The 16,460-nt window shown below is 69.8% G+C and carries 17 protein-coding genes; 9 read left to right on the top strand and 8 right to left on the bottom strand.

Annotation, left to right across the window (positions count from 1 at the left end):
• Window positions 1–83 precede the first annotated feature (83 nt).
• From BM339_RS17895 to BM339_RS17885, 3 genes are all read left to right on the top strand, one after another.
• The gene (locus BM339_RS17895; RefSeq protein WP_021591446.1) at window positions 84–497 is read left to right on the top strand and encodes a roadblock/LC7 domain-containing protein; all 414 of its coding nucleotides are present in this window, start codon (window positions 84–86) and stop codon (window positions 495–497) included.
• 781 nt (window positions 498–1,278) lie between these two features.
• Entirely contained in the window at window positions 1,279–1,689 is a 411-nt protein-coding gene (locus BM339_RS17890) for a ribonuclease domain-containing protein (protein WP_075021568.1), read from the top strand.
• A gap of 14 nt (window positions 1,690–1,703) precedes the next feature.
• Window positions 1,704–2,051: a barstar family protein gene (locus BM339_RS17885; protein ID WP_075021567.1), complete on the top strand. Its 348-nt coding sequence runs from the start codon at window positions 1,704–1,706 to the stop codon at window positions 2,049–2,051.
• Window positions 2,052–2,440: 389 nt separating this feature from the next.
• On the opposite strand, the gene BM339_RS17880 is transcribed toward BM339_RS17885, so the two are convergent.
• Together BM339_RS17880 and BM339_RS17875 are read right to left on the bottom strand one after the other, a co-directional pair.
• Window positions 2,441–3,463, bottom strand: a complete 1,023-nt coding sequence (locus tag BM339_RS17880) for an MASE1 domain-containing protein (RefSeq protein WP_083597707.1) — start codon at window positions 3,461–3,463, stop codon at window positions 2,441–2,443.
• Between the two features lie 6 nt (window positions 3,464–3,469).
• Window positions 3,470–4,309: a PP2C family protein-serine/threonine phosphatase gene (locus tag BM339_RS17875; RefSeq protein ID WP_075021566.1), complete on the bottom strand. Its 840-nt coding sequence runs from the start codon at window positions 4,307–4,309 to the stop codon at window positions 3,470–3,472.
• A gap of 885 nt (window positions 4,310–5,194) precedes the next feature.
• Here BM339_RS17875 and BM339_RS17870 point away from each other — a divergent pair.
• A complete protein-coding gene (locus BM339_RS17870) occupies window positions 5,195–5,830 on the top strand; it encodes a DJ-1/PfpI family protein (protein ID WP_021591442.1) in 636 nt (211 codons plus the stop codon).
• Between the two features lie 139 nt (window positions 5,831–5,969).
• On the opposite strand, the gene BM339_RS17865 is transcribed toward BM339_RS17870, so the two are convergent.
• Window positions 5,970–6,890, bottom strand: a complete 921-nt coding sequence (locus BM339_RS17865; protein ID WP_075021565.1) for a LysR family transcriptional regulator — start codon at window positions 6,888–6,890, stop codon at window positions 5,970–5,972.
• Between the two features lie 70 nt (window positions 6,891–6,960).
• Between BM339_RS17865 and BM339_RS17860 the strand changes: the two genes are divergently transcribed.
• The 3 genes from BM339_RS17860 (at window position 6,961) to BM339_RS17845 (ending at window position 10,550) form a co-directional block, all read left to right on the top strand.
• A complete protein-coding gene (locus BM339_RS17860) occupies window positions 6,961–7,701 on the top strand; it encodes a class I SAM-dependent methyltransferase (RefSeq protein WP_177287718.1) in 741 nt (246 codons plus the stop codon).
• A gap of 876 nt (window positions 7,702–8,577) precedes the next feature.
• Window positions 8,578–10,014 (top strand): serine/threonine-protein kinase, encoded by a 1,437-nt coding sequence (locus BM339_RS17850; protein ID WP_177287717.1) that lies wholly within the window; start codon window positions 8,578–8,580, stop codon window positions 10,012–10,014.
• Window positions 10,015–10,289: 275 nt separating this feature from the next.
• Window positions 10,290–10,550, top strand: coding sequence for a hypothetical protein (locus tag BM339_RS17845; protein ID WP_075021562.1), 261 nt, complete (start codon window positions 10,290–10,292; stop codon window positions 10,548–10,550).
• A 157-nt stretch (window positions 10,551–10,707) separates the two neighbouring features.
• Here BM339_RS17845 and BM339_RS52635 read toward each other — a convergent pair whose 3' ends face one another.
• The 3 genes from BM339_RS52635 to BM339_RS17830 form a co-directional block, all read right to left on the bottom strand.
• Window positions 10,708–11,034, bottom strand: coding sequence for a maleylpyruvate isomerase N-terminal domain-containing protein (locus BM339_RS52635; protein WP_369076952.1), 327 nt, complete (start codon window positions 11,032–11,034; stop codon window positions 10,708–10,710).
• Window positions 10,962–11,312 carry a nuclear transport factor 2 family protein gene (locus BM339_RS51450; protein WP_143118486.1) on the bottom strand — a complete coding sequence of 117 codons (351 nt, stop codon included), beginning with the start codon at window positions 11,310–11,312 and terminating at the stop codon, window positions 10,962–10,964. Before BM339_RS51450 ends, BM339_RS52635 begins: the two co-directional genes overlap by 73 nt.
• Before the next feature lie 176 nt (window positions 11,313–11,488).
• On the bottom strand, window positions 11,489–12,481 hold the full coding sequence (locus BM339_RS17830) for an RNA polymerase subunit sigma-70 (RefSeq protein WP_083597732.1): 993 nt from the start codon (window positions 12,479–12,481) through the stop codon (window positions 11,489–11,491).
• Window positions 12,482–12,579: 98 nt separating this feature from the next.
• Here BM339_RS17830 and BM339_RS49920 point away from each other — a divergent pair, with 98 nt between their 5' ends.
• Window positions 12,580–13,239, top strand: coding sequence for a hypothetical protein (locus BM339_RS49920; protein WP_177287716.1), 660 nt, complete (start codon window positions 12,580–12,582; stop codon window positions 13,237–13,239).
• Window positions 13,229–14,032, top strand: a complete 804-nt coding sequence (locus BM339_RS17825; protein ID WP_256255392.1) for an RNA polymerase subunit sigma-70 — start codon at window positions 13,229–13,231, stop codon at window positions 14,030–14,032. The genes BM339_RS49920 and BM339_RS17825 overlap by 11 nt, the downstream gene beginning before the upstream one ends.
• A gap of 91 nt (window positions 14,033–14,123) precedes the next feature.
• Here the strand turns inward: BM339_RS17825 and BM339_RS17820 are convergent, their stop codons facing one another.
• Window positions 14,124–14,612 (bottom strand): hypothetical protein, encoded by a 489-nt coding sequence (locus BM339_RS17820; RefSeq protein WP_021591429.1) that lies wholly within the window; start codon window positions 14,610–14,612, stop codon window positions 14,124–14,126.
• Window positions 14,609–16,420 carry a glycoside hydrolase family 15 protein gene (locus tag BM339_RS17815; protein ID WP_075021559.1) on the bottom strand — a complete coding sequence of 604 codons (1,812 nt, stop codon included), beginning with the start codon at window positions 16,418–16,420 and terminating at the stop codon, window positions 14,609–14,611. Before BM339_RS17815 ends, BM339_RS17820 begins: the two co-directional genes overlap by 4 nt.
• Window positions 16,421–16,460: the final 40 nt, after the last annotated feature.

Raw genomic sequence — 16,460 nt, 5'->3', positions numbered from 1 at the left:
CCTTGATGGTCCGCCGATGGCAACATGTGGCAACATTCGGCCGTCCCCGAACCCGCCTAATTTTTCGGAAGAGGAGAAGCCACGTGACGCAGCTGCGAGGCGATTCGACCAACCGGCTGGATTGGCTGATCGACGGGCTCGTCGAACGCGTGCCCCAGGTGAACAAGGCGGTGGTGCAGTCCGCGGACGGGATCCTCATGGGGGCGTCCGCCGGCCTGAGCCAGGAGGACGCCGAGCACCTGTCCGCCCTGGCCGCCGGCGTGCAGAGCCTCGCGCAGGGCGCGCGGGCCCAGTTCGGCGCGGGCGAGGTCCATCAGACGATCATCGAGATGCTCAACGCGTTCCTGTTCGTCACCGCGGCGGGCGAGGGCGCCTCGCTGACCGTGCTCTCCGACGCCAGCGCCGACCCGGCCCAGATCAGCTACGAGATGACCCTTCTGGTCGGACGGGTCGGGGAGCACCTCGCGTCCCGTCCGCGGAACCACGTCGGCCCCTGAGCCCGGGCCCCGCCGGTCGGCGCGGGAGGAAGGCGACCATCGCCCCCGACCGCGCCGCCCGCGACCGTCCCGGACGAACTCCGGTGTCGGGAGCGCGCCGACAGCGCCGGCCGACCGAAGGCGGGTGTCGCCCCAGCAGAAAAGTTATAAAAGCGCTGACCAGTTTGGCGAAGTCCAGGTTTGCCTGACACCTGTGTGTTAAGGGAACGGCAGTAGCCGCGCTTTCTTCCGCCGGACAGGACATCGCTTAAGACACAGAGCGGTGCTCGTTCAACCGACTGATTCAAAACTGGCATTTTCGGCCTGGTCACCGGCGTCGGGCGGGGCGGTGATGCAACAGTCTTGAACCTTGTATTCAGGGGACGTGGCCATCGCATCGCCGTGCCGATCGGCGCCAGATTTGACCGAGGCGATGACGCCTTGGTCGACCGGCCGGATCGTGCACGATCACCGATCCGCCGGTGATCTCTGACAGCACCGGTGATCTCTGACAGCGGCGGCGACGAGCACCCGGTCGCCGTGCGTTCGACGGTGCGTCGCGGCTGTCCGAAGTCCTCAGCCGGTCGAGCAGTGCATCGCCGGCGACCCGGCAGGACTGCCCCAGGCGCGCGACCACCCGGGGCCGTCACCTTTCGCGGATCGGTGACGCATTTTTGTGGGCTTTTGTGCTGGATCATGCCGATCTGCGTGGTCATCATGACGGCTGTTCGCTCCCGATCCCGACGTGGCCGGCCCGATGAGGGGGAACTTCTCCGGGAGGTACTCGTCGTAGGAGGCACCTGTGCTCGGAAAGCGCTCCCGACCGTCCTGGCCAACACGGGCCGCCGTCACCCTGGTCGCCGCGACGTGCGCGACGGGCGTCGCGGTCGACGTCCCGGCAAGCGCTACGGTCTACGACTCCTGCACGATCTCCCGCTGCTCCGACGGCCGCTACGCGGCCTCGGTGTGGGGCGGAAAGGGATGGCCGTCCAGCGCGGGCTGGTACTCCTGGCCGGACGGCCTGTCCAACTACACTGGCGGCGTCTACCACAACTACGACGGCCAGCTGCCCGCCGGCGCCACCTACCACGAGTACGACGTCTACTCGCGGACGGAGGGCTCCTCAAGGGACGCGTACCGGATCGTCCACAGCAGCACCGGCACGGTCTACTTCACCCCGGACCACTACTCGAACTTCTACCGGATCTCCTAGGACAGGCCCGCCCGATGACCTCGCTGCCGCCCTGGTTGACGGTGACCAGCGACCCGGTGCCGGCAGTCGTCGACGGGCACGCCTGCCGAACCCGCGCCGCCTTCTTCCGCGAGGCGGCGCGGGCCCTGGGATTCGCGGCCTACTTCGGGCACAACTGGGACGCCTTCCTGGACTGCCTGCGCGATCTCGACCGCCCCACCCTCACCGTGTCGCACGCCGACGAACTCCTGGCGGACGAGAGCCCGCACCAGCTCGCGATCCTCCTTGAGATCCTCTCCGAGCAGAACCTCCCCGCGACCTTCGCCACCACCCCCGACCGGATGCCCACCCTCCACTCCCGCCTGTCCGCCGCCCTCCCGTGACAAGCCAGGCCGCCGCCACCCGGCACCCCGTACGTCGCCGGCCCGCCTGAGCGCAACCGCTGTCGGCGCGCACCCGTGCGGAGAGAAGGCACAGGGCCGCAGCCGGAGTGACGACGAACCCGCCTGGTCTTGGCCCAAGTTTTCCCCGCCGGGGAGTCTCGAATGCGGCGGTGAGAGTGACCACGAGTCGGGGTAGGGGAGCCGTCGCCGCCAGATTCGCGGCCGGCCGTCGCGTGACCTCCTCGGCGGCGTGCCCCAGCCGCCGCTGTGCGGCCCGTTCCGGAACACGACGATGCCGTGCTCGTTCACCACCCATGGCGGCGTCGTCCCCGGGCCCGGGTCCCTGGCGCTGGCCCGAGGGGCGCTGGGTGCACAAAGGTCGCCCGGCATCAAGCGCGGCGCCGCCCTCGGTGATCGGGTTCCTTCGGACGGGTGGGCGCCCATGCGCCAGGCGTCCCGTCGCGCTTCTCTTCCAGCGCGAGCCGGGACAGCGCCCCCTTCAGGTGGCCGCAGACCTTCTCGATCTCTTCGAGGGTGTGGTTCCGTTCGGTGACGACCGCCGAGAGCAGCAGGGCCGTCAGGGCCACAGTGCCGTTGAAGGCCTGCAGGATGATCATCATGGCGAGCAGATCCCGGCCCGAGAACGGGCCCGACCCGACGGCCCCCGCGTAGACGGCGATCACGGAGGCGATCAGCGCGCAGGGCGCTGCGCCGACCAGCTGGAAGCGGAACGCCGCCCAGATCAGGAACGGGACGACGAGGAAGAGAAGTTGGAGCGAGGTGTCGGTGGCCAGCGCGGTGACCGCCGCCGTGCCGCCCAGCAGGGCCACCGCCTCGGCCCAGCGCAGGACGGGGACGCCGCGCGGCCATCGGACGGTGCGCGCGGCCAGCAGGAGCGGCGCGATGATCAAGACACCCATCGCGTCGCCCGTCCACCACACCGACCAGGTCGGCCAGAAGTCACGGGTCGACACCGCGTCAGAGGCCAGTAGGACGCCGGCGCCGATCGTCGCGCTGATCAGCATGCCGCCCAGCGCGCCGAGGAAGACCAGCGCCAGGGCGTCCTGCAGCCGGTCGAGAGTGAGACGGAATCCTGCCCGCCGCAGGAGGAGGTAGGCGCAGACGGGAGCGAGCGTGTTGCCGACCGTGATGGCGAGCACGGGGACGATCCCCGGCCCGAGCATCACGTTCACCAGGAATGCCCCGAGAGCGATGCCCGGCCACATGCGCGGTCCCCAGAACATCAGGGCGACGAGAGCGATTCCGGTGGGCGGCCAGAAAGGCGTGACCTGCCCTCGCACCAGTTGCTGCTCCAGTCCGATCTTGGCGGCGACGTAGTAGGTGACCACGACGGCAGCCAGCCGCAGGCCGTCGGCGGCGTACAGCCGACGTCGCTCAGCCGCACACGACACCGCCGCTCACCCTTCGTCCTGCCGCTGCTGGAGCCCTCCGTAACGGATGACGAGAGCCGCGGCGTCGTCGGTGTGGCCGGTGAGCTCCGCCACCTTGATCACCCGAGCGGCCAGCTCGCCCGGGTCGGTCCGGCAGGCGTCGACGGCCAGGTTCGCCACCTGTGCGAGCCCTTCCTCGATGGGGTAGCCGGGGCCTTCCACCACGCCGTCGGTGAGCAGGACGAACGCCCCCACGTCGGTCAGCACCCGGCGGGTCGACGGGTAGCTCTCGCCGGCGTAGATGCCCAGCGGCAGACCGCCGTCGGTCAGGACGATGTCGCAGCGGCCGTCGGCCGTGACCCAGACGGCGGGTACGTGCCCGGCGCGGGCGTCGGCGAGCTCGTTCGTGACGGGGTCGAAGCGCAGGAACGTGCAGGTCACGAACAGCTCGGAGTCCATGGCGACGAGCAGATCGTTGGTGCGCTGGAGCACCTCCGCCGGGTCCGTGGTGGCGACCGCGACGGCGCGCAGACAGGTGCGCACCTGCCCCATGAAAGCCGCGGCCTCGACGTCGTGCCCCTGGACGTCTCCGATCGCGAACCCCACGGATCCGTCCGGCATGAGGAAGCCGTCGTACCAGTCGCCCCCGATGTCCAGCCCGGCCCGCGCGGGTGCGTACCGTCCCGCCACCTGCAGGCCGGCCAGGACCGGTAGTCGGGCGGAGAGGACCTGGCGCTGCAACGCGGCGGCGAGTTCGACACGGGCCTGCTGGAGTTCGATCCCCTCCAGGATCCGGCCGGTGAGGTCCTCGAGCGTCTGCAGCAGCTCTCCGGAGCCATTGGAAGGCGCGGTGCGGTGACGGGGCATGGCATCACACCCCGGCCGGGTCGACCCGGCCCGCTACACGCGGGTCCGGGTGCGGTTGTTTCGGAATTAGGTCATATATGCCAAATTCCACGACATCACGGTACCAACACCGACCTGACATAGGACCAGGTCAGACCGTGCCTTTGCCGCGGGCCGGGCGGATCTGGACGCGCCGTTCAAGCCGGGCGGGCGCCCCGACGCCGGGCTGCCGCCTGGCTGAGCGTGGTCACGGCCACCGTCATCAGGACTGCGCTGGACGCCCTGGGCGGCGAGCGTGCGCGCCCGGGAGCGGTACGTTGGCACCTGGCTGCCCGCACCGCTGGTCAGGCCCGCTTCCACGACCCGGCCGACCCGGTCACGCTGGACGAATGGCGCTGCTCGTCGTCCTGAGCGATGTTCTTCCGCCGGCGTCCCCGTGCCTGAGATCGTCGAGGTCGTCGGCCGCTCACCCGCTGCGGTGCACCAGCTCGCCTCGCGGGCGCGCCGACAGGGGCGATGGCGGGCCAGGGGCGCCTGTGCGTCCAGTCTGATCACGGTCTTGTCGGCGCTTGATCCATCTTGGTGCAGTTCGGCCACGTGCCCTACGCGACATATGCGCTGAGTTTATGGCAACTGATACAAATCTGAAGTGGTGCTCATAGCGAGGTCGGTTGATGCTGCTTCTATGACCCCCGGCTCACCATCACACCGATCGGCCAGCGGCCGGCGTGCGTCGGCTCTGCCGGGTGGACCATCGCCGTCTGGACTCACGCCGATCCGCTCATCCGATCGGCCGGCACCGCCGGAACAGCCCAGTGTTCCCAACTGGATCCGGGAGGCCGCGCCACGTCTACGGCCATCACTGATGGCCGTGAACCCGGACGGCCCTGCCAAGAGGAGGAAGCAATGCAGATCGCCATCGCCCTGTTCCCCAAGGTGACCATCCTGGACGCTCTGGGCCCCTACCAATTCTTCTCGGCCGTCCCAGATGCCGAGGTCGTCGTTTGCGCCGCGCAAAGGGGCCGGCTCGCCGACGCCAAAGGACGGCTGCACATCGACGTCGACCACGTTTTCGAGGATGTTCCGAATCCCGACGTCCTGCTGGTGCCCGGCGGAAACATCACCCGGGAGATGGCCCGTCAGGGCGACCCCGTCATCGACTGGATCCGCTCAACGCACGAGCACACCACGTACACCACGTCCGTCTGCACGGGATCCCTGCTGCTCGGGGCGGCCGGCCTCCTGCAAGGAAAGAAGGCGACCACGCACTGGTTGGCCTACGACGAACTGCGCAAGTACGGCGCCGAGCCCACCGAGCAGCGGGTGGTGTTCCAAGGAAAGATCGTCACCGGTGCCGGAGTGTCCGCCGGAATCGACCTGGCCCTGGAGGTCATCGCCCGGCTGAGCGGAGCCGAGACCGCCCAGTCCGCCCAGCTCCTCCTTGAGTACGACCCGCAGCCGCCCTACGACACCGGCTCTCCCCGCAAGGCCCCCCAAAGCATCAGGGACATGCACAGCGACCTGGTCGGTTGGTGGAGTTAGTCGTCGACGACGCACACGAAACGCGGACCTGCGAGCCGACGCCGGGACGGCCATCGGGCGGCACGGCCGCCCCGTGGCCACCGCCGCGCTGGAGAGCATCGGCCGATCCACGATGCTCCACCGAACCGGGCCGCATCTCTCACAACCCCTTCTCACCCCGGTCGGTTCGATGCTGTGCGGCGATGGCGGTGAGCAGGGTGAGCATCGCCGACACCGCCGGCGGCCGGTATGGAGATGCGGTCACGGCGGCGAACAGCCGGCGCGCCGGCAGCGGCGGGCTGGTGGTGCGCAACGCAACGTCCGCGCGGATCGTGGCCCGCGCCAAGGTGGGCACGAGGGTCACGCCGGCGCCGGCGGCGACAAGAGCTTGCTTGCCGTTCCAGTCGTCGCAGGTGAACCCGATGCGGGGTGGGTTGCCCAGCACGTCGGCGAGGCGCGGGATGGGGCCTAGGCAGTCGGGGTGGGCGCCTTCTATCCACGTTTCGTTCCGCAGGTCACGGAGGCGAACCGAGGTGTGCCGGGCCAGTGGGTGGTGCGAGGGCAGGGCGAGGAGGAGTTCCTCGTCGAGCAGCGGGATCAGTTCCACGGCGGCCTGGTCGTTCACTGGTTGCCAGGAGGTGACCAGGGCCAGATCGACGCGGCCGTCCCGGACCGGCATCAGCGGATCACCCTGGTCGGTCTGGTTGAGGCTGAGTGTCACGCCGGGATGGGCGTCACTGAAGCGGCGGATGGCCTCCGGCACGAGGAACGTGTTCGCACTCGGGAAGGCGGACAGCCGCAGCTGGCCGGCGTCCAGGGTGGCGAAGGCGGCCAGGTGGTCTTCCATCGCCCGCAGGCGGGCGATGGTGTCGCGGGCGAGTTCGATCGCGACCTCTCCGGCGGGGGTGGGTCGCACTCCGCGGGGCAACCGCTGGAAGAGGTGGATGCCGAGCCGCTTTTCCAGCCCGGCGATCTGGCGTGAGACCGCCGGCTGCGTCATGGTCAGCGCCTCGGCGGTCGCGGAGAACGAGCCGCGGTCGGCCACTTCCACCAACACCCGCAAGGTCCACGTATCAAGCATGTGTTGAGTTTATGGGAAGTCATACAAACCCGCAGTGGCGCTCATGGCGAAGCCGGTCGAGGCTACTGCCGTGACCATCACATCGACGGCCCAGCAACTGGCCTTTCTCGCCGAACACCTGCCCGCGCCCCCCGCCCGCGTCCTGGACGCCGGATGCGGCCGCGGTGAACTCGCGGCCGCTCTGCAGGACCGCGGCTACGAGGTGACCGGCATCGACAGCGACCCGCACGAGGTGGCCGCCGCACAGGACAACGCAGCCCCGGTCATCGAGGCCGACATCACCCGATACCGTGACCGACCCTTCGACGCTGTGCTGTTCTCCTTGTCGCTGCACCACGTCGACCGCCTCGACGCGGCGGTCGCACGGGCCAAGGCCCTCCTGAAGCCGGACGGTCTTCTGATCGCCGACGAGTTCGCCTGGGAACGCGCCGACCGGACGACCGCCGCCTGGTTCTACGACATCGCCGCCTTGATCTCGTCCGCCGGCCTGCCCGGATGGCGCGGGCCCGCCGAGCCGGCCGACCAGCCGCTCCAGCACTGGACCCGCCGCCACCGCGACGGCGACCCGTCGCACACCGGAGCCGCGATGACCGACGCGATCGCCACCCAGTTCGACCTGACCGAATCCGCCCGCGTGCCCTACCTGCACCGCTATCTCGGCGGATGGCTGCCCGACGATGCCACCGGCCGACGCTGGTTCGCCGTACTGCGGGACATCGAGCAACGTCGCGTCGCCGACGGAACCCTCACCCCGGTAGGGCTCCGACTAGTAGCACGACCAAGTGAGACGACGCCGAGGCCGGCGCACTAAGCCACCGCCGTCCCGACCCCGCAAACCCCGCGAACCCCCTGAGCTGCTGGGACGCGCCGTCCGGTCAGTTCGGCGCGGCGTGTCCGGCAGCGGACTGACGACGACCACCGGGAGACCGGGGGCCTGGATGAAGTGATGGGTCGGCGTGCGATGAATCGAGCCACCGAGCAGCCGGTGCCAGAAGGCGCGCTCCGCGTCGACGTTGGCAGCGTCGATGACCACGGAACTCAGGGTGATGGCCCTGTTCTTCGCGCTGGCCGGTGCTCAGACGGTCGGGATGATCCCGCCGTCGCTGCAGCATCCCGCGCTCGACCGGCTTGCACTGCCAGACCGCATCCCAGCCCCGCCGAGTCCACCTGCGAGCCGACAGGCCCCCCGGGCCATGCGCCTAGGCGAGATCCACCAACCGTCCGCCGTAAAACCTCGTTTCGCTTGGGGAGTCTCGGCGGTGGCAGATGAGCGTGGCGGCGATGCCGACGAAGGCCGGGAAGTGCTCGGGCTTGGCCCCTGCCGGCGAAGGTGTGACAGATCTGGAGCATGCGGCGCTTGCTAGCTAAGAGGTTGCGGATTCCCCGCCGTGACCGTGTGCCGGGATGTTGATCGGACTGAGGCATCCCTCGGCGCCGGCCCCGCCCCTCGCCCCCGTAGGGGCGGGGCCTTCCCGGTGGATGAACTGCTTGCCGGCAGAGGCCGGCGCGGGCGCCGCCGAGGGCGGTGAGCGTACGAGGCCCGGGCCCAGTGGCGGTCTGCGATGGCTCCAGCGTGACGTCGCTGTCGCTGCGAGCGCTCTAAGAGGAAGGACACGGGTCGATCGGACGATCCGGCTGGCGCCACCTGGCGACGGACGTTGTGGTGGCGTTAATGGGAACTGGGGTTATGGGACGACATGGACGCACGGCCGATGGCACGGTGTTGCTGGCGGGCCGTTACCGGCTGATCGAGCCGATCGGCCGGGGCGGGATGGCCGAGGTGTGGTGCGCCGAGGACATGTCGCTGGGGCGGCGGGTCGCGGTCAAGCTGCTGGATCCCGCGTCCCCGGCCGCGGGGACCCGCGACGAGTCGGTCGGCACGGTCGGTGAGCGGGTGTGGCGGGAGGCCCGCGGCGCGGCGCGGCTGGTGCATCCCAACGTGGTGCAGGTCTATGACGTGGCGGCCGACGGTGACCGGGTGTTCCTGGTGATGGAGCTGGTCACCGGCCAGGACCTGGCCGCGATGTTGGACGTGAGGGGACCGTTCCCGCCCGGGCAGACGGCCGGGCTCGGGGCGCAGGCGGCCCGCGCGCTGGCCGCCGCCCACACCGCCGGCGTGGTGCACGGTGACGTCAAGCCGGCGAATCTGCTGCTGTCCGACGACGGCGTCCTCAAGCTCACCGACTTCGGCGTCGCCCGTCCCCTGCACGTCCCCGCCACCGAAGAGGCGGCCGGAAAGGTGGTGGGCACCGCCGGGTACCTGGCCCCCGAAGTCGCTCTCGGGCAGCCACCCGGCGAGGCCAGCGACCTGTACGCGCTGGGCTGCGTGCTCTATGAGCTGTCCACCGGACAGCCGCCGTTCACGGCCGACACCTCCGTGTCGGTGCTCCACCGGCACCTGCACGACCCCCCGGTCCCGCCAGGACGGCTGCGTCCGGAGGTCCCGCCGAACCTGGAGCAGGTGATATTGCGGCTTCTGGCGAAACACCCCGAGAGGCGGACCAGTGACGCCGCCCGCGTGGCCGAGGTGCTGGAGCTGATCGGTCAGGCTGGAACCCCGAGCCCGGTGACGGACAAGCCGTCCAACGTCACCGAGGTGCTTCCCGCCCTTGCTCCGACCGGCGCCCGGCACGCCCGTCCGCACACCAAGGTGCTGCCGCCTCAGTCTTCCCTGGTGGCATGGCTCGCACGGCGCCCGCTGCTCGTCGCCGCACTCGGCGCGGTGGTCGTCATCATGGTCGCCGTCATGGTCGCCGTCATCGGGCCGGAAGACCGACCCGCCGCGGCTCCCTCCCAGTCCACTGGTCCGTCGGCCCAAGGTCCGAGCAGGGCGCGATCAACCGAACCGGCGACGCGCCCGCCGTCCACGGCATCGACACTGATCGCCCTCCAGCAACGCATAGCCCGGCAGGCCGACAGCGGACGGCTCGACGAGGAGACCGCCGACAAGGTCACCGAACACCTGGAGAAGATCGCCGAACACGTCCGCGAGGGCAAGGACGACGAGCTCGCCGAAAAGGTCGCCGAGATACGCGACAAGCTCGACGAGGCCTCCCGCCGAGGCGGCTGGACGCCCGACCCCACCACCTTGCGCCTCCTCGACACGTTGTCCGGCGCAGAGTGACAGTCTCCAGATCAATGGTCATGTCGGCGTTTGGATATCACTTTGGTCTATGGGAGCTGCGAATGGCGAACGGGAAGAATGAACCACACAGTTTGTGACGACGAGTTCGCACGCCCCTACAATGCGTGGGCATGGCACATCCTCCCCCGTACGGTCAAGATCCCCGCCACGCTCCCCCATACGGCCAGGGCCCTCACCCGCCGCCGCCTCACCCTGGGGTAGACCCGTATCAGTCGCGCCACGACGCCCGCCGCCGCCATGACGGCTCAGCGGCTGTGGCCACCGTCGTTCGCGGGGTCACCGGCACCGTCGCCGTGATCTTCCTGCTGCACATCCTGTTCGTGGTCTTCGACGCCAACCAGGGCAACGGCTTCGTCCACGGCGTCTACAGCGTCGCCAAGGCCCTCGTCCTCGGCCTCGGAGACGTCTTCACCCCCGACGACGCCACACTCGGTGTTGTCCTGAACTACGGATTCGCCGCGCTGCTCTACCTCGTCGTCGGCCAACTCATCGTTCGTGCCCTGAACCGCCCTTGATGCCTCGACACGGCGACCGGCCTTCAGAGTCATACGGGTCTGGGCCTGCCGGGTTCGGGGAGCGGTCACACGCGGCGGAGATCACCGCGATGGTCCGGCCGCCTGGGTGGCAAGGACAAAAGGTGGCTTGGTGGAACGGCGGCGGTGGCGGCCTGGATCACGTCCTCGATCCGCGATCGTTCTCGATGGGATCAGGTTCGTAGGCGCGTGACGGTCCGGCGAGGAAGGGGGATTGCCGTTCCAGCGCCCCGGGTTCGCTGAAGGCGGCCAGCGAGCGTTCGGCCACCGCGCGGAAAGCCGTGGCGGGGTCGGTGCCGAGATGGTCGGTGTCGGCCTGGCGTTGGGCGTCGGCTTCGGCGGGGTCGAGGGGGGTGCCCTCGGCTACCTGGGCGATCAGGAGCAGCCCGCCGGTCAGGTGGTCGGCGGTCTGCCGAACCGTCCATCCGTTGCAGGGGCTGGGGGAGGCCCAGCCTTGAGTGGTGATCTGTTTTCCCAGTCGATGATCGAGCAGACCGTCTGGCCGGTGACGAATCGGTGCCGGACGCGGAAGCCGCGCACGGCGGCGCCCGCTTTCCGGGCCATCGCCCGGTAGCCGTCGGCGGTGCGGAAGCTGGCGACCGGGCCGGTGAAGGTGAGGTCGGCGGCCAATGGGACGTCGGTCATGTCACCGGCATGGTGGATCCAGGCGTCGTAGTACTGGTCGGCGATGGCGAGGACATCCACGGTTTCTCCCGGGGATCGGGCCGCGGCGCGGCCGTGCACCCTGACAGATCCTCGGGAGCATGACGACTCATCGGTGCCATGGCGCTCGTCCTACGGCCATTTGCCCCGGCGGCCGGCGCGCCCAACTCCGCGAGTGGCCAATGAGGTGGATCTGGTTCTTGCAGACCCTCATGACCTGTGCGATGGCCGCCTCGCGCTGACCTTCGGTTGCGCCGTCACACGTGGATGGGGGCGTTGACCGGCGGATGCGAGGGCTCAGGGGGTGAGGGCGGGAGAGCGAACCAGCCGAAGATGTCGGCGTTCGGAAACCCGGTGATCTCGGCGATTCCCGCCGGGTGGATGGTCAGCACCATGATGCCGTAGCCGAGGCAAGTACCGGTGGCGTCCGGCAGGTAGGCGGCCAGTGCGGGCTGGCGGTTGGCGGCGGTCTGCACCAGCCGGATCCGCTCCAGGCGGCCGCCGGCGGGCTGGGTGGCGAAGAAGCCGATGACCGCCGCGCGTCCGACGAACTCGACCGGTTCGGGCGGCATGCGCAGGACGGCGTCCTCACGCAGCAGGGCCGCCAGCGCATCAAGGTCGCGTCGTTGCCAGGACCGGACGAACCGTCGCAGGATCCGCTGCTCATACGCGTCCAGTGCACGCTCTGAAGGTGCGGCCTTGGAGCGCAGGGTGGCGCGGCCGCGCTGCAAGGCGCTGTTGACCGCGGGGACGGTGGTGCCGAGATAGTCGGCGACCTCGGCTGCGCTCCAGCACAGCACCTCGCGCAGCAGTACCACCGCGCGCTGTGTGGCGGGCAGTAGTTGCAGGGCCGCCACGAAGGCCAGGGCGACCGATTCGCGTTGCTCGACCACGTGGACGGGGTCGAGTTCGTCCAGAAGCCGGTCGGGGTATGGCTGCAGCTGGCCGACCTCGGCCAGCACGGTGGGTGTCCGGTTGCGGCGCTCGATGCTCTTCAGGCAGGTCGTCGTGGCGATCCGGAACAGCCAGTGATGAAACGGGGCGCGAGCCTGGTAGGTGTGGAGGCTCCGCCAGGCCCGCAGCAGGGTGTCCTGAAGGGCTTCCTCGGCCTCGGTCAGTGAGCCGAGCATGCGGTAGCAATGCAGGTGCAGGGCTCGCCGGTGCGGTGCCATCAGGGCTTCGAAGGCCACCTCGTCACCCGACCGCGCGGCTTCCAGCAGCGCCGCCGCGTCGGCGTCGGCCGTTTCCATGCCCAGCACAGTAGCCGCCCTCCACGACACGACCGATGAGTCGGCCGCCCACGGCGGATCGAACATGGCGACGACCGACGACGGCACGGGAGGGCACTGTGACTCCGGAAGAGCTGTTCTGGGAGCTGGCCGAGCCGATGCTCGCCGACAGCGCGATCACGCGTTCGACCATGATGGGGCTGCCATGTCTGCGGCATGATGGACGTTTCTTCGCCGCACTGGACCGCCGGAGCGCGGCGCTGCTGATCAAACTGCCCCGGTCACGTGTCGCGCAGCTCATAGCCGACGGTCGCGGCCGTCCGTTCGCTCCGGCGGGACGAACGTTCCGTGAGTGGGTCGCGTTGCCCTCGCCGGATCGGCGACTGTGGGCGGCGGTCGGGTCTTCCTGGAGCCCGAAACCGGCGCCCGCGATCGCCGGCGGGGCCAGGAAGAACGTCCAGCCGGGATGGGCCCGGCGCCTTGCCGGTGAGGGATTCGGCGATGGGCGCGACGACGACCGCACCGGCGATGATCGACATCAGCAACGCCTCGGCTACCAGGGCCTAGTGGCCGAGTTGGACCTGCAGGAGATGGGACAGGCCGAAGAACAGGCCGAGGCTGGCGAACTCTCCGAGGCCGCGCGCCAGATTGCCGGCGGCGAAGCGATGCGAGGCGGCCAGGTCGCGGTCCACGAGCGGGGCGTCGGCGCGCCGCTCGTGGAGGACGAAGAGGCCGAGGAGGACGGCCCCGGCGACGACGAAGGCCACGATCGGCGGTGAGCTCCAGCCGCGCGACGGGTCGTCCTTCGAGCATCGATCCTCAGTGCGCACCTGGCTGTACCGGATCGCGACGAACGCCTGCCTGACGGCTTCCGCGCAGAACGCCCGCAGACCGCTGCCGTCTGGGATGGCCGGCCCGAGCAGTGACATCAACGTGCCGGGCACCCCCGACGGAACCGACATCGGCTGGTTGCAGCCGTACCCGACCGCATCGACCCGGCCAGGACCTTCTGACCCGGCGTGGGTCATCGAGTCACGCGGGAGCCTGCGTCTCGCGTTCGTCGCGGCACTGCAACTGCTGCCACCCAGGCAACGTGCCGTGCTCATCCTGCGCGACGTCCTCGCCTGGCGAGCCGTCGAGGTGGCCGACCTGCTCGGCATCTCGCCGGTCGCGGTCAAGAGCATCCTGCAGCGTGCCCGGGCCCGACTGGCAAGGACGGCTCCCAACGAGGCTGAGATCACCGAACCGGTGGAGCCCCGACTGCGCAGGCTGCTCGAAGCCTGTGTGTCGGCGTTGGAGAACGCCGGCATCACCACGCTGGTGCAGTTGCTACGGGCGGCCGCCCGTTTCGAGATGCCGCCGTTCTCGACGTGGTTCGAGGGACGTGACGCCGTCGCACGCTTCATCGGTTCCCGGGTGCTCGACCGGCCGGGCACGTCGCGGCTCATGCCCACGCAGGCCAATGGACAGCCGGCCGTCGCGGCCTACCGGTGTGCACTGGGCACACGCCATCCATGTGCTCACGATCGACGACACGTCGATCACCCGGGTCGTCGCCTTCCTCGACGCTGACCTGTTCTCCCGCTTCGACCTACCCAGCGAGTACCCCACCGCCGCGCAGAAGTGAAGGCCAGCCTCCCTGCCGACGAACGCACCGCTTGGATCATCCAGGGGTGCCGAGCGAAGTGAAACCTCCGACTATTGCTCCGAAGGCAACGTGGGCGAGGACGGTGACCAGTGGCGTGCTGGGTCCGTAGTTGAGCATCAAGAAGCCCGGGGGTTCCAGCTGGGCGGCCTTGGGAGCGCTGGTCATCGGGCTGCCCATCCGCGGGTGGACCAACGGCAGCAGGACGTTCACCAGCGCGGTGCCGGCGAAGATCCCGTGCATGAGACCGAAGAGTGCTCCGAGCCACCAGCCGGCGTGGCCGATGGCGAGAAAGACGGCGTAGTAGACGAACGCGAACAGCTCCCCGTTGACGAAGTGCATGAGGTAGCCGATCGCCTTGGCGCGGGCCCGGTCGCCGGTCACGGCGGTGCCGAGCAGGAACGGCAGGTCCATCCGGGTGAGCTTGAACTCGCTGGCGGTGCGCAGGACGGTGGTCAGGACCAGTGTGCCGACGAACGCGCCCGCAGCGGTTCCCCCGGCGCTCACCTGCCCGCCTTCCCCGCGACCGAGTCGATGGTGCACGCGGCACTGATCAACGCCAGGTGGCTCAGCCCCTGGGGCAGGTTTCCCAGGAAGGCGCCGGTGTCCGGATCGATCTCCTCGCCGTAGAGGCCGACGTCGTTGGCCAGCCTGATCAGGTCGTCCATCAACGCGACGGCCTGGGCGAGGCGCCCGGTGCGGGCGAGGCACTCGGCCAGCCAGAAGGAACAGGCCAGGAACGCGCCCTCGGTGCCGCTCAACCCGTCCTCGCCGGAGTACCTGTCGACGAACGGACCGTGCCGCAGTTCCTGTGCCACCGCGTCGACCGTGGTGCGCATGCGGGGATCGCCGGGATGCGAGAAGCCGTGGAGAAGGCCGGAGAGCACGGCGGCGTCCAGGTCCGAACTGCCGGCGGAGCGCGTGTAGCAGCGGCGACGGGGGGAGAAGCAGCGTGTCTCGACGAAGTCGCGCACCTGGGCGCGGGCGAGTCGCCAGCGGTCCGAGCCGCGGTCGGGGATCAGGCCGCGCTCGCAGAGGTCGATGGCACGGTCGAGCGCGACCCAGCACATGATCTTCGAATGCGTGAAGTGCAGGGGAGCGCTGCGGACCTCCCAGATCCCCGAGTCCGGCGACCGCCAGGCGGCGCAGACGAAGTCGGCCAGCTCGGCCAGGCGCCGGGCGATGTCCGCGTCCAGGCGTCCGGCGGCGCCGGCGTGCAGCCAGCCGGTCTGCATCAGCTCACCGTAGGTGTCCAGCTGGTTCTGGGCGCCCGCCGCGTTGCCGATCCGCACCGGTCTGGAACCGCGGTATCCGTCCAGGGGGAGTACCCGTTCCGGCGTGTCGGGGCCCCCGTCCAGCCGGTAGAGCACCCGCAGTCGCGGATGCGTGAGCTGGGTGGCGTGCATGAGCCACCAGAAGTAGGCGTGCGCCTCGGTGGAACATCCGAGCCGCAGTAGTGTGTCGAGCGTGAACGCCGAGTCGCGGACCCAGGAGAAGCGGTAATCCCAGTTGCGTTCGCCTCCGATGTGTTCCGGCAGTGAGGATGTCACCGCGGCGGCGATCGCCCCCGAGGGCGCGAAGATCAGGAGCTTGAGCGCCAGTGCGCTGCGCAGCACGGCGTCGCGCCACATGCCTTCGTACGAACGTTCCCGCGACCAGCCCTGCCAGGCCGCGATGGTGTGCTCCATACGGGCATCGCATTCGGAACGGGTCGGCAGGACGAGCGGTTCCTGGTGCGCGAACGGCATCGCCAGCAGGGCTCGCCGCCCCTCTCTCAATTCAAGGCGGCCATTGATCGCCTGGTCAGCGCACTCCGGCTCACCCGCGTCCCAGGCACAGACGGCGAGGGCGTCCCCGCCTGCCTCCGCCACCGGTACACCGGCGCGCCTTGTGATGCGTGGACGGTGAGCGCCGTAACCGAACCGCGGCTGCACGCTCCAGCGCACGGGCACGGTCCCGGCCACACCGTCGAAACGCCGTTGCAGTTCCCGCATCGGCCCCAGCGTCCCGTCGCCCTCCAGGGTCAGCGCATCGGTGACCCGCAGACTGCCGCGGGCGGTGGTGAATGTGGTCTCCAGCACGTTCGTGCCCGGCAGGTACCGGCGCGCGACCGTGAACGGCTCCGCCGGCTCCAGCAGAAAATGCCCGCCCCGGACGGGGTCCAGGACGGCGGCGAACATCGAGGGTGAGTCCAGGTCCGGCATTCCCAGCCAGTCCACCGACCCGTCGGCGGCGATCAGCGCGGCACTCCGACCGTCCCCGATCACGGCGTAGTCGCGCAGCCGGGCGTAGCCGTCCCTCCGGAAGGCTGTCATGCGCCTGGACCGTGCGAGGCGTCACCACCAGGGCCGCCGC

Source organism: Actinomadura madurae, assembly GCF_900115095.1.
GTDB classification, from domain to species: Bacteria; Actinomycetota; Actinomycetes; order Streptosporangiales; family Streptosporangiaceae; genus Spirillospora; species Spirillospora madurae.
Note: the sequence above shows the minus strand (reverse complement) of the source record. Positions and strands in the feature narration are given on the sequence as shown.